Source organism: Enorma shizhengliae, assembly GCF_009676995.1.
Classification (GTDB): Bacteria; Actinomycetota; Coriobacteriia; order Coriobacteriales; family Coriobacteriaceae; genus Enorma; species Enorma massiliensis.
This window is the reverse complement of the sequence record NZ_VTFZ01000016.1, coordinates 1-12,912: the sequence shown is the minus strand read 5'-3', so window position 1 is coordinate 12,912 and position 12,912 is coordinate 1. Positions and strand designations below refer to the sequence as shown.

At 63.2% G+C, this 12,912-nt stretch carries 10 protein-coding genes; all 10 read left to right on the top strand.

Features of this window, described 5'->3' with window-relative positions:
• The first annotated feature begins 365 nt into the window (after positions 1–365).
• Positions 366–1,811 carry a C1 family peptidase gene (locus GJE22_RS09655; protein WP_144688880.1) on the top strand — a complete coding sequence of 482 codons (1,446 nt, stop codon included), beginning with the start codon at positions 366–368 and terminating at the stop codon, positions 1,809–1,811.
• A gap of 76 nt (positions 1,812–1,887) precedes the next feature.
• Positions 1,888–3,504 carry an ABC transporter substrate-binding protein gene (locus GJE22_RS09650; RefSeq protein ID WP_144688879.1) on the top strand — a complete coding sequence of 539 codons (1,617 nt, stop codon included), beginning with the start codon at positions 1,888–1,890 and terminating at the stop codon, positions 3,502–3,504.
• Between the two features lie 78 nt (positions 3,505–3,582).
• On the top strand, positions 3,583–4,542 hold the full coding sequence (locus GJE22_RS09645; protein WP_144688878.1) for an ABC transporter permease: 960 nt from the start codon (positions 3,583–3,585) through the stop codon (positions 4,540–4,542).
• Entirely contained in the window at positions 4,542–5,450 is a 909-nt protein-coding gene (locus GJE22_RS09640; RefSeq protein WP_218957908.1) for an ABC transporter permease, read from the top strand. The genes GJE22_RS09645 and GJE22_RS09640 overlap by 1 nt, the downstream gene beginning before the upstream one ends.
• 12 nt (positions 5,451–5,462) lie before the next feature.
• On the top strand, positions 5,463–6,491 hold the full coding sequence (locus GJE22_RS09635; protein ID WP_144688877.1) for an ABC transporter ATP-binding protein: 1,029 nt from the start codon (positions 5,463–5,465) through the stop codon (positions 6,489–6,491).
• A complete protein-coding gene (locus GJE22_RS09630) occupies positions 6,488–7,516 on the top strand; it encodes an ABC transporter ATP-binding protein (RefSeq protein ID WP_235895872.1) in 1,029 nt (342 codons plus the stop codon). The genes GJE22_RS09635 and GJE22_RS09630 overlap by 4 nt, the downstream gene beginning before the upstream one ends.
• A 141-nt stretch (positions 7,517–7,657) precedes the next feature.
• On the top strand, positions 7,658–8,920 hold the full coding sequence (locus GJE22_RS09625; protein ID WP_144688876.1) for a M20 family metallopeptidase: 1,263 nt from the start codon (positions 7,658–7,660) through the stop codon (positions 8,918–8,920).
• Positions 8,921–8,932: 12 nt separating this feature from the next.
• Positions 8,933–10,414 carry a S10 family peptidase gene (locus GJE22_RS09620; protein WP_144688875.1) on the top strand — a complete coding sequence of 494 codons (1,482 nt, stop codon included), beginning with the start codon at positions 8,933–8,935 and terminating at the stop codon, positions 10,412–10,414.
• Positions 10,415–10,561: 147 nt separating this feature from the next.
• A complete protein-coding gene (locus tag GJE22_RS09615; protein ID WP_102372604.1) occupies positions 10,562–10,978 on the top strand; it encodes a peptide deformylase in 417 nt (138 codons plus the stop codon).
• Positions 10,979–11,022: 44 nt separating this feature from the next.
• A complete protein-coding gene (locus GJE22_RS09610) occupies positions 11,023–12,360 on the top strand; it encodes a M18 family aminopeptidase (protein ID WP_144688874.1) in 1,338 nt (445 codons plus the stop codon).
• The last annotated feature ends 552 nt before the right edge of the window (positions 12,361–12,912 follow it).

The following is a 12,912-nucleotide window of genomic DNA, read 5'->3' as shown; positions in this document are numbered from 1 at the left end:
TCTTGGACGACGTTCCGGACACGATGGACGGCAATCGCCGGCTACGGCTGAGCGAAGCGGACTACAAAACAGACGCCATGGCGGCGCCGTATGGGAGACCATGCGGCGCCGTCGCATATGGAGAATTCGGGCGCGCGGAGGGGTATACATCGGCAATCTTGGGTATATCCGTGTGATGCATGAGGAGAGGGATGCGAGTTCATGTGGGCCGCTTTGTTGCGATAAAGTGTTTCTGATGGATAAATTGGGATTCCCGTCCGGAATGCTCGCGCCGCTCGACGTATAGTGAATTGATACAATACGTCCATTATATGCATAGCGCGTTGTAAGAACGTGCAGGTGAGATTGATGAAGAGGTTTATTGTATGGATAGTACGGCCGATCGCATAACGTTGCCTGACCTCGTGCCAGGGGGCTCTGTCGACAAGGCTCGCATTGATGCGCTCACCGACGGGTTCGCAAGCAGCCGTGCCAATCGGATCGCCCGTAACGCCGTGACGTCGATGGGCATCGCCGCTGCAGCGCGCGACCAGCGCGCCGTCCGCGCCTACAAGGACACCTACGGCGTCTCGCTCAAGGCCGCTAAGACCGTGACCCATCAGGACAAGTCGGGCCGCTGCTGGATGTTCTCCACGCTGAACGTGCTTCGCGCCCGCGCCCTTCAGATCCTCGACGTGGATGACTTCGAGTTTTCGCAGGCATATACCACGTTCTACGAGAAGCTCGAGAAGTCCAACTCGTTCCTCGAGCGCATCATCCAGACCGCTGATCGGCCTGCTAACGATCGCTTGGTCTACCACCTCACGCTCCATACAGCTTCTGATGGCGGCCAGTTCATGTTCTGCGCGAGCATCCTCGAGAAGTGGGGCATCGTCCCCAAGGACGCGATGCCCGAGACCGCGTGCACGCACGACACCAAGTACATGAACGAGGTCCTGGGCGACATCCTGATTCGGGATGCCGCCAAGCTGCGCGAGAGCGCTGAGGCGGGTGCCGCATACGAGGAGCTCGAGGCGGCCAAGGCGGACATGCTCGATGAGGTGCATCGCTTCCTGTGCTGCTGCTTGGGCGAGCCGCCGCTAGCGATCGATTTCGATTTCGAGGTCGGCGAGCATGCCGACGTCGATGCCAGCAAGGTCGAAATCACCTCCGACGGCCGCCGCATTCTGCGCGACCACGGTGTGACCCCGCTCGAGATCCTGGAGCGCTACACGCACTTCGATGCCAGCGATTATATCGAGCTCGTGAGCGTGCCGGGCGATTCGCGCCCCTTCGGCCACCTGTATGGCATCGATTGGTTCGACGCCGTCATGGGCGGCCGTCCGCTGCGCCTGCTCAACATGGAGATGCCCGTCGTCGAGCAGGCGGTCATCGCTTCGCTCAAGGGCGGTGTACCCGCCTACATGATGTGCGACGTGGGCAAGCGCACCCTGCGCGGCGATTCGGATTTCGCGGGCGTGCTGGCTACCGATTCACTCGACCTCGAAGGTCTCTTCGATATCGATTTGTCCATCGATCGCGCCGACAACCTCGACCTCAACGGCACCGGCCTGTCGCACTGCATGGTGTTCCAGGGCGTGCAGCTTGACGATGCGGGGGAGCCGCTCGCTTGGCGCGTGGAGAACAGCTGGGGTGCCGACCAGTGCAAGGACGGCTACCTCATCATCAGCCGCGATTGGTGGCGCGCCTACGGCGGCGACGTCGTGGTGGAGCGCCGGTTCGTGCCCGACGAGGTGCTCGAGCTGCGTGACTCCCTGCCCGTCGAGCACGTCGATCCCTGGGATGGCTTCATCAATTATCGAGCCTGGTAGCGTGGTATCTCACGGGTGCGCGACGTTCCGCGCGCACCTGTGGAAATAGCCCCTTTTGAAATGGAGGGAATGGGACATGAGCGAACTTACCAGCAAAACCGTATCGCGTCGCGGCTTCCTGAGCGGGCTCGGCGTCGTGGGTCTCACGGGCGCCGCGCTCTCCGTCGTCGGTTGCTCTTCCGAGGGCGGTTCGGGTTCCGCCGGTAGCGCCGAGGTCGCCGAGGGCGGTACGCTCAACATCTCGCTCGCGGCCTCCCCGGCCCTTCTCGACCCGGTTAAGTACACGGGCGTCTACGAGTCGCAGATCATCAACACCGTATGCGACACCTTGGTGCAGTACTCGATGGACCTCACCGAGATCGTGCCCTGCCTCGCGACCGAGTGGACCGTGTCCGACGACGGCATGACCTACACCTTCACCCTGCGCGACGACGTGACGTTCCAGCCCGGTGAGTACCAGGACGGCCGCGCCATGACCGCCGAGGACGTCAAGTACTCGCTCGAGCGCTCCAACGTCGAGTCCACCAACAACCGCCTCGACATGCTCGATCACTGCAACGTGATCTCCGACACCGAGATCGAGTGCGTCCTCAAGACCCCGAACTCCGCCTTCCTCACGGCGCTCACCGACGGCGGCAACGCCATCCTCCCGCAGGAGGAGGTCGAGGGCTGGGGCGACAGCTTCGGCGAGCACCTCGTGGGCACCGGCCCCTTCCAGATGGCGCAGTTCACGCGTGACCAGCAGACCGAGCTCACCCGTCATGAGGGCTATTGGGGCGAGCGCCCGAACCTCGACGGCGTGGTCTGGAAGGTCATCACCGACTCCACGCAGCAGGCAAACGCCCTGTTCACCGGCGAGGTCGATCTCGTCACCGACCTCGGTGGCGAGTCGCTGCAGACCGTTTCGGAGAACTCTGACTACATCGTGGAGCAGCAGGAGGGCCTGAACTTCTCCTACATCTACATGAACATGCAGAACGGCCCGACCGCGAACGCGGATGTGCGCCGCGCGATCCTCATGTCCATCGACCGCGACGAGATCCTCGCGGCCGCCTATCCGTACGGCGGCGGCTCGGTCGCATCGGTGCCGCTGCCGCGTGGCAGCTGGGGCTACGATGAGTCCGTCGAGGAACTCGTCCCGTCCTACGACCCCGAGGGCGCCAAGGAGCTCCTCGCCGGTGCCGGGTATCCCGACGGTCTCGAGCTCGAGCTCTTCACCGGCAACACCCCGGCGAGCCTCGACGTGGCGACGGTCGTCCAGCAGCAGCTCAAGGCGAACCTCAACATCGACCTCGTCATCCACCAGAACGACTGGGCCACGCTCTCCTCGAACGCGTCGTCTGGCCAGTGCAACATGGTGTGCATGAGCTGGACCTGGTACCCCGATCCGTACTTCTTCCTGAACAAGCAGTTCAGCACTGCTGAGATCGGCGGCAACGGCAACGCCGGCCTCTTCAGCGTCCCCGAGGTCGACGACCTGCTCCAGCAGGCGCTCGAGGTCACCGACCAGGACGAGCGCGCGGACCTCTACAAGCAGGCGCTGCGCCTCATCGTGGAGCAGAACCCCATGATCGTCTACAGCACGGCCAACTCCAAGAACGGCCTGAGCAAGAGCGTCCAGGGCTTCGTCCAGCGTGCCGATAACCTGGTCTATGTCGTGAACTCTGAGGTCAATATCTCGAAGACTGCGTAGTAACCGCTGCGCGTATCGCCGCGCGCGGTAGGGTAGGTGCCCGCCGCGCGCGGTGTTTGTTAGGAAAGGTAGGGATTCGTGGCTAAGACGATTCTCAAGAGGGTGCTGCAGGCGATCCCCGTGCTGTTCGTGGTGATCACAGCGACGTTCATCCTCACGCGCATGGTCCCCGGTGACCCCGCCATCACCATGTTGGGACCCCAGGCATCGCCCGATGCTGTCGCCGAGTTGCGTGAGCAGCTCGGTCTCAACGAGCCCATGTGGAAGCAGTACATCGACTATCTCCTCGGCGTGCTGCAGGGCGACTTCGGATGGTCGACCTCGTATAATGGCGATGTCATGCCCCTCATCCTGAGCCGTCTTCCGGCCACGCTCTCTATCACCATGACCGGCCTCATCATCGCCGCGCTCGTGGGAATCCCCATCGGAGTCGAGTCGGCGCTGCACCAGAACTCGATTCTCGACTACGTGTTCATGGTGGTCGCCCTCGTGGGCGTGTCGATGCCCATCTTCTGGCTCGGCCTCATGCTCGTCCTCACGTTCAGCGTGAACCTAGGGCTTTTGCCAGCCATGGGTATGGGCACGTTCTCGAACGGCGTTTGGGACGTGGTGAGCCACATGATCCTGCCGGTGTTCTGCCTTGCCACCATTCCCGCTGCCACGCTCGCGCGCATCTCGCGTTCGAGCATGCTGGACACGATCGGTACCGACTACATCAAGTCGCTCCGCTCGCGCGGTATCAAGGAGACCCTCGTCATCTGGAAGCATGCGTTCAAGAACGCCTTGCCGCCGATCGTGACGGTTCTCGGTCTGCAGATCGCATCCGCCTTCACCGGCGCCATCCTTACCGAGACGATCTTCTCGTGGCCGGGGCTCGGCACGCTGATCGTGAACGCGGTCAACGGGCGCGACTACTCCCTCATCCAGGGTACGGTCCTCTTCACCGCTGTCGTGTTCGTCGTGGTCAACCTTGTGGTTGACATCATCTACGCGGTCATCAACCCGCGCGTGAGTTACGAGGGAGGTGGCCAGAACTAATGGCAGCTACCGAGAACAAGGGCTCGGCGCTCGGTGTCGAGGCCCAGCTTGAGATGGTGCGCCGTGAGCGCAAGGCCAACAATGCCTGGCACAAGCTCTCGCGCAACAAGATGGCCGTCGTGGGCCTGGTCATCGTCGTGGTCATGGTCCTCATGGCGGTATTCGCCAACCAGCTCTCGCCCTACGATCCCAACGCCATCGACATGACGAATGCCTACGCGGCGCCGGGCAGCGAGGGCCATATCTTCGGAACCGATAACTACGGCCGCGATCTGCTGTCGCGCATCATCTTCGGTGCGCGCATCTCGATCTTCGTTGCCGTGGGCGGCACGCTCGTGGGCGCGCTCATCGGAGTCCTCGTGGGTCTCGTGGCAGGCTTCTTCGGCGGCCTGCTCGACTCGATCATCATGCGCGTCATGGACGGCATGATGTCGTTCCCGTTCGTTCTGCTCGCCCTCATCCTCATGACGATCCTAGGCCAGGGAGCCATCAACGTCGTGATCGCGCTCGGCATCGGCAACATCCCGTACTTTGCGCGCGTCGTGCGCGGCCAGGTGCATATCGTCAAGAACGAGGAGTACTGCAACGCCGAGCGCGTCCTCGGTGCCTCGCCGGTGCGCATCCTCTTCACGCATATCCTGCCCAACGCCATGTCGCCGATCATCGTGTACTTCACGCTGAACGTCGCGAGCGCCATCATCTCCGAGGCGGCGCTGTCGTTCCTCGGCATGGGCATCACCCCGCCGACCGCGTCGTGGGGCAACATCCTCTCGGGTGGGCGCACCTGCCTGCGCACCTCCCCGCACATCGCCACGATCTCGGGCATCTTCATCCTCATCACGGTGCTCGGCTTCAACCTTCTGGGCGATGGCATTCGTGACGTGTTCGACCCCAAGCAGAAGCAGTAAGGAGGGTGCCGCATGGCTGAAATCAATCAAGACGGGGCCCGTGAGCACCTTCTTTCGGTGAAGGACCTCAAGACCTACTTCCATACCTCCGCCGGCATCTCCAAGGCCGTCGATGGCGTGAGCTTCACGCTCGATCGCGGTAAGACCCTCGGCATCGTGGGCGAGTCCGGTTCGGGCAAGAGCGTTACCGCCTCATCGGTCATTCGCTTGCTGCCCAAGACGGGCTCCATCGAGTCCGGCGAGATCGAGTTCGACGGCAAGGATATGGTCAACATCAGCATGAGCGACCTGCTTGAGATTCGCGGCAAGGACATCGCGATGATCTACCAGGATCCCATGACCTCGCTCGACCCGGTGTTCAAAGTCGGCAGCCAGATGATCGAGCTCATCCGCGCTCATGAGAACGTGACCAAGGAAGAGGCCCGCAAGCGTTCCATCGAGATGCTGCGCTTGGTGGGCATCCCCGAGCCCGAGCGCCGTATGGACTCCTACCCTTACGAGCTCTCGGGCGGTATGTGCCAGCGCGTCATCATCGCCATGGCCATGAGCCTGCATCCCAAGTTCATCATCGCCGACGAGCCCACCACGGCTCTCGACGTGACGGTGCAATCGCAGGTGCTCGACCTGCTCCAGGGTCTGCAGGAGAAGTTCGGCACGGCCATCCTGCTCATCACCCATAACCTGGGCATCGTTTGGAAGATGGCGGATGACGTCATGGTCATGTACGCCGGACGCACCGTGGAGCACGCCTCTACCGGCGAGCTTTACGCCAATCCGCTGCACCCCTACACCTGGGGTCTCCTTGACTCCATGCCCAAGCTCTCGGACGACGAGGATGCCGACCTCAAGACCATTCCCGGCGTTCCCCCCGATCTGAGGCTCACCGGTACGTGCTGCAACTTCTGCGACCGCTGCCCGTACGCTAAGGAGATCTGCGAGCGCGAGGTGCCGCCTCTCAATGAGGTCGCGCCCGGCCACTTCGTCGCCTGCCACCTGCAGGACGGCAAGGGCGGACTTGTGAGAGGAGAGGTGAATCGATGAGCGAGATGACTCAGGCCACCGCAGCCGAGCAGGCGCAGGAGCACCAGCCGATCCTTTCCATCCGCCATCTGAGCAAGGATTTCAAGCTCCGTGGAGAGGGACTGTTCCACAAGTCCAAGACCCTCCATGCGCTGTCGGATGTGTCGCTCGACGTGTACGAGGGCGAGACGCTCGGCATCATCGGCGAGTCGGGTTGCGGCAAGTCCACGCTCGGCCGCTGCGTGGTGCAGCTGCACCAGGCAACGTCGGGTGAGATCCGCTACAAGGGCCAAGACATCAACGGCCTCAAGGGCCCCGAGCTCAAGGCCATGCGCAAGAACATCCAGATGGTGTTCCAAGACTCGTACTCATCGCTCGATCCGCGTTTCACCGCCGCGCGCGCCATCGAGGAGCCGCTGCGCATCTACAACCTCGTGCCCGACAAGGCGGAGCGCGAGAAGATCGTCTTCGACCTCATGAAGGAGGTCGGCCTCGACATCCAGCATATGGAGCGCTTCCCGCACGAGTTCTCCGGCGGGCAGCGGCAGCGCATCAACGTGGCGCGCGCTCTCGTGCTCGATCCCAAGATCATCGTGTGCGACGAGCCCGTCTCGGCCCTCGACGTGTCGATTCAGGCGCAGGTGCTGAACCTCTTCCGCCGTCTGCAGCGCGACCGCGGCCTCACGTACCTGTTCATCAGCCATGACCTTTCGGTCATCAAGCGCATCTCGGACCGTATCGCGATCATGTATCTCGGCCGCGTTGTGGAGCTGTGCCCGGCGCATCGCGTCTACGAGAACCCGATGCATCCCTACACGCAGGCGCTGCTCTCTGCCGTGCCGCCCGAGAGCCCCTTCCAGAAGACGGAGGAGCTCAAGCTCAAGGGCGAGATCGCGAGCCCTGTGGGCGATCAGGTGGGCTGCCCGCTTGCCGGCCGCTGCCCGTTCTGCGAGGAGCGCTGCCGCAAGGAGCGCCCCGCCCTCACCGAGGTGGAACCGGGGCACCAGGTCGCGTGCTTCCGCTACCACGATGCGGTGACCGCCTAGCGCTTCGATGCCGCGCTCGCGTAGGCTTTGTGCTTAGTCGCGTACAAACCGGCCCGCTGCCGATTCTGGCGGCGGGTCGTTCTATGATGAGAGGCGATACGCTCTAAGGCGGTCGCCGACGAAGAAAGGTGGGTATGCCCAATGGCACCAACGAAGGAATCCCTGCACCAGGCGGTGCTCGACCAGCAAGACGAGCTGCTCGAGCTCTGCCGTGACCTGATTCGCATCAAGAACCAGAGTCCCATCGATAGCCAGGCTCCGGCAATCGCGTTCGTCCGCGACTACCTTGCGCAGGCGGGCATAGAGACCGAGGAGATCGTCGGCGATGGCGGCGAGGATTATCCGGTGGTCTACGCCCAGATGGGAGATCCCACGGGCTTCCGCGTGGTTCTCAACGGTCATGTGGACGTGGTGCCGGTGGGGCAGCTTTCTGGATGGGATTTCGATCCCTTTGGTGCCGAGATGCACGACGGCAAGATCTTTGGCCGCGGCGCGTCGGACATGAAGTGCGGCCTGGCTGTGCTGCTCTTCACCATGAAGATGCTTAAACAATCGGGCGCCGAGCTCAAGGGCGATATCCGCCTGCACATGGTGTGCGATGAGGAGATCGCGGGCAGCGGAACCAAATGGTTCTGCGAGAACGGCTATGCCGACGGAGCCGATGCGGTCATGGTGGGCGAGCCGACCGGTCACGAGACGATCGAGATCGGCCAGAAGGGCATCCTGCATGTGACGCTCACGGCGCATGGCGTGCCCGGCCATGGTTCAACCAACAACTACAAGGGCGACAACGCCATCGTCAAGCTGGCGCGCGTGCTCGTGAACATCGACCAGATCATCTCCGTGCCGGGACACTTCCTCCCCGAGCACGAGCGCGCGGTACGGAACTCGCGCATCGTGGCCGAGCGGACCATTCCTGCAGAGGGCGTCGGCAACGTCGTCGACCACATCTCGTGCAATGTGGGCCTCATCGAAGGCGGCGGCAAGATCAACCAGGTGCCCGACCTCGCGACCGCCCACATCGACGTGCGCCTGCCGTACGGCACCGATCACGATGAGGTCGTAGCCGCCGTCGAGCACGTGATCGCCGAGAGCGGCGTTACCGGCGTGGAGGCCACCTATGAGTGGATTACCGAGGGCAACGTGACCTCTGACACCTGCACGCTTGTGACGAGCCTCAAGAAGAACATCGAGGACGTCTGGGGCGAGGAATGCCTGCCGGCATACCAGTGGGCGTCGAGCGATGCGGCGAACTACCGCCTGCTGGGATGCCCCACCATCCAGTTCGGCCCGTGCAACAACGACGGCATCCACGGCTACAACGAAGACGTGGACGTGATCGATGTCGTGCATGCGGCCGAGATCTACATGCTCACGCTCTGCGACATGCTGGGTGTTGCGTAAAGGAGGATTGCAATGGCAGAGATGGAGAGCGCGGCCGCAAAGCAAGCCGTGCCAGCGCAAGCGGTGCCCGAGCCGGCTGAGGCGAGCCTCATCTGGCGTGCCGGTGGTCGCGAGATCTCATACACGGCCCGCGCCGGCCACCTCGACGTGATCGATAGCGAGGGCGTGCTCGAGGGAAAGATGTTCAACGTCTCCTACCTTGCAGAGAAGGTGGATGGCCAGTGCGTTGACGCGCGCCGTCGCCCGGTGAGTTTCTGCTTCAACGGCGGTCCCGGGTCCGCCTCGGTCCCCATCAACTTCGGCGGCATCGGGCCTCGCCGCGTGGTGCCCAACGGATGCGGGTTCGTCGATGCGGCCAACTACGAGGTGGAGGACAACCCCGGTACGCTCCTGACCGAGAGCGACCTGGTATTCCTCGACGCGCTCGGCACGGGCTGGTCGTTCGTTGCCGAGGGGTACGGTACCGAGCGCGTCTACGGCCTGGAGGCGGATGCGCGTGCGTTCTGTCGCGCCATATGCCAGTGGCTCGAGGATAACGGTCGTTGGGGCTCGCCGCTCTATCTGGTGGGCGAGTCGTACGGGACCATGCGTAACTCCGTGCTCATGCGCTATCTCGGCGAGGCGGGCGTGCCGGTCGCCGGCGTGGTCATGGTGTCCGCCCTCTTCGACTGGACGCAGAACCTACCGGGCAACGACCTCTATTACGTGGGCATGATGCCTTCGTTCGCAGCGACAGCGCAGTACTTCGGCCTTGTCGGCGAGGATGTTGACGAGGATGAGTGGTTCGATCGCGCCTCCGCCTTCGCCGGTGATGAGTACGCCTCGGCGTTGCTCCAGGGCGATCGCATCGATGCGTCGCGCCAGCGCGCCGTGGCAGAGCAGCTCTCGGCGTTCATCGGCCTTCCGGTCGAGTATCTCATCGCACGCAACCTGCGCGTCTCGCTCGAGGAGTTCCGCCGCGACCTCATGGCTGCCGATGAGAAGGTCATCGGTCGCCTCGACATGCGCTTTGCCGGAAGCGCCTTGCTGCCCATCCAGAAGGCATCGTTCTACTTCGCGTGCGACGATCCCGCGAGCCATGCCATCGAGGGCGCTTGGTATGCCGCGTTCCGAGCGTTCCTCCGCAACGAGGTGGGCTACCGGGGGCCGGCGAACTACCGACTGAGCGTGTGGGGCGAGATCGGCATCGGCTGGAATTGGGTCCACGACGAGCCCGGCGTGGACGAGACGACGGTCGCGGCGCCCAACGTAGCGCTCGACATCGCCGTGGCGCTCCGCCGCAGCCCCACCACGAAGCTCATGATCATGGGCGGGCGCTTTGATGCGGCGACCCCGTGGTGGAACATGGAGCACACCATCGCCCAGCTCTACCTGCCGCGCGAGCTGCGCGAGAAGATCCGGTTCTGCCGTTACGGCTGCGGGCACATGTGCTATGTCGACGAGCCAACGCTGGCTCGCATGACCCAGGACTTCCACGAGTTCTACCAGGCCTAATGTCATCGATGCGGCGGCGTGGGAATCGGGGAGCGCAGGGAAGCGCTACCCGGTTATGATAGCTGCGTGCTCGAGCCCGGCGAGCAGAGTCGGGCAAGACATCGCAAGCAAGCCCGCGCCGAGCGCGGACGACCAGAGAGGATTGCAATGATCAAGGAGATCGTGAAGGATCGCGAGTTTCTTTCGAAGCCCGCGGAGGCAGCGACCATCGAAGACGTGGAGGTCATGCAGGACCTGCGCGACACGCTCGAATCGCTTGAGGATGCCGTGTGCCTGGCGGCGAACCAGATCGGGTCACTCAAGGCTATCATCGCCTACGAGGATGGCGGTCGCATCTACACGATGATGAACCCCAAGATCAAGATCGCGGCGCAACCCTACACCGCTCAGGAGAGCTGCCTTTCGCTGGAAGAGGTCACCGAGGTCAAGCGCTTCCGCATGATCACCGTGACCTACCAGGTCCCCCAGGAGGGCAATCTGGTGCGCCGCACCAAGCGCTTCAGCGGTTGGACTGCCGAGGTTGTGCAGCATGCGATCGACCACTGCGCGGGCAAGCTCGTCTAATTGGGCGCCACGTCCTCGATTGTTCAACTGCTAAGGAGTAGATCATGGTAGAAGAGCTTGATGTGAAAGCAGCCGAGGAGCTCATCGATTTCATCCAGGCGTGCCCGAGCATGTTCCACACCACGCGCACCATCGCCGCCGAGTTCGACCGAGCGGGGTTCACCCGCCTCGCGGAGGGAGACGCGTGGGAGCTCTCGGCGGGTGGGCGCTACTACACCACCCGTAACGGATCGAGCATCATCGCGTTCAAGGTGGGGGAGCGCGCCGTCGCGGAGGGGAGCTATCACTTCCAAGTTACCGCGTCGCACGGTGATTCGCCCACCTTCAAGCTAAAGGCGCTGCCGCTTATCGAAGGACCCGAGGGAATGCTCCGCCTGAACGTCGAGGCATACGGCGGGATGATCGACTACACGTGGTTCGATCGCCCGCTGTCCATCGCGGGGCGCGTGCTCGTTGAGGTGGATGGCCGTGTGGAGAGCCGCCTCGTCGCGCCCGATCGCGACCTCGTCATGATCCCGAGCCTCGCGATTCACCTCGACCGCAGCGTGAACGACTCGTTCTCTCCTAATCGTGCGACCGACATCGTTCCTTTGGTCTCTGCAGGTGAGCTCACGGCGGAGGGCTTCGACGAACTCATCGCCCGCGAGGCCGGCGTCGAGCGGACGCAGATTCTTGCGCGCGACCTCTTCCTGGTAAGCCGCGTGCCGGCACGCGTGTGGGGTGCGGCGCGGGAGTTCGTCTCCTCGCCTAAGCTCGATGACCTCATGTGCGCGTTCACCTCGCTCAAGGCCTTCATGGCGGCCGAGAATCCCGCGAGCGTGAACGTGTACTGCTGCTTCGATAACGAGGAGGTGGGCTCCAACACCAAGCAGGGAGCGATGTCCACCTTCCTGCCCGATGCGCTCACCCGACTGACCGCAGCGCTCGGCCTCACGCCCGAGGACTATCGCCGCGCGCTCGCGAAGTCGATGATGGTGAGCTGCGACAACGCCCACGCGCTGCATCCCAACAAGACCGATAAGTACGACGGGCAGAACCGCTGCCACCTGAACGGCGGCATCGTGATCAAGGAGGCGGCGAACCAGCATTACTGCACCGATGCCTTCAGCCGTGCCGCCTTCATCGCCGTGTGCCGCCGCGCGGGCGTGCCGTACCAGACATTCGCGAACCGCAGCGACATGGCGGGCGGGTCGACGCTCGGCAACCTCTCGAACATCCAGGCCAGCATGCACGCCGTCGATGTGGGCTGCCCGCAGCTTGCCATGCACTCCTCGTACGAGACGGCGGGCACGCGCGACGTGCGCCTTGCCACGCAGGCACTTCAAGCGTTCTTTGAGGCGAACATGGTGATTGAGGGGGCCGAGTCGGTCCGATTCTGCTAGGAAAACGCTGATTATTGGGCGCCGGAGCCGTCTGTTCCGTCAAGGTTTCAACTTTTGGGCACTTCCCGACGCGGCGGGCGGGTAGAGGAAAGCGAGGGGAAGGGAAAGCCGCAGCTCAGGCGGCCGGCGCCCTCCCGGCTGCGGTACGGCTACTCGGGCCCTCCGCCCCAAAGTGCCCAAAAGCTGAAATCACGATCGCCCGCGAAGATATAATCAGCGTTTCCTTAGTGCCTTACCTGCGAAGGCCCTCCATGGTTTTACTGCGGATGGAGCCGCTTGTCTGCAAGCTCACCGGGGTCCCGCGGATGGGTCCATCATCCATGGGTCCACCCGCCTACAGGTCTATCGGTGCCCTGTGCGAATGCGGCTGCTCGCTCATGGACCGCCATCACTTCTGCACGAATAGAACCTTTTGTCTATAAGTCTGAACCGCACCCCGTTTCTTGGACAAGGAAACCTTGATCCGGGAGACGGGAGGCATGCATGGCGATCGACCTGCGGCTGAGATACGACCGCGCCACCAAGGAGCGGGCGGCGGCGATGTTCGCCGAG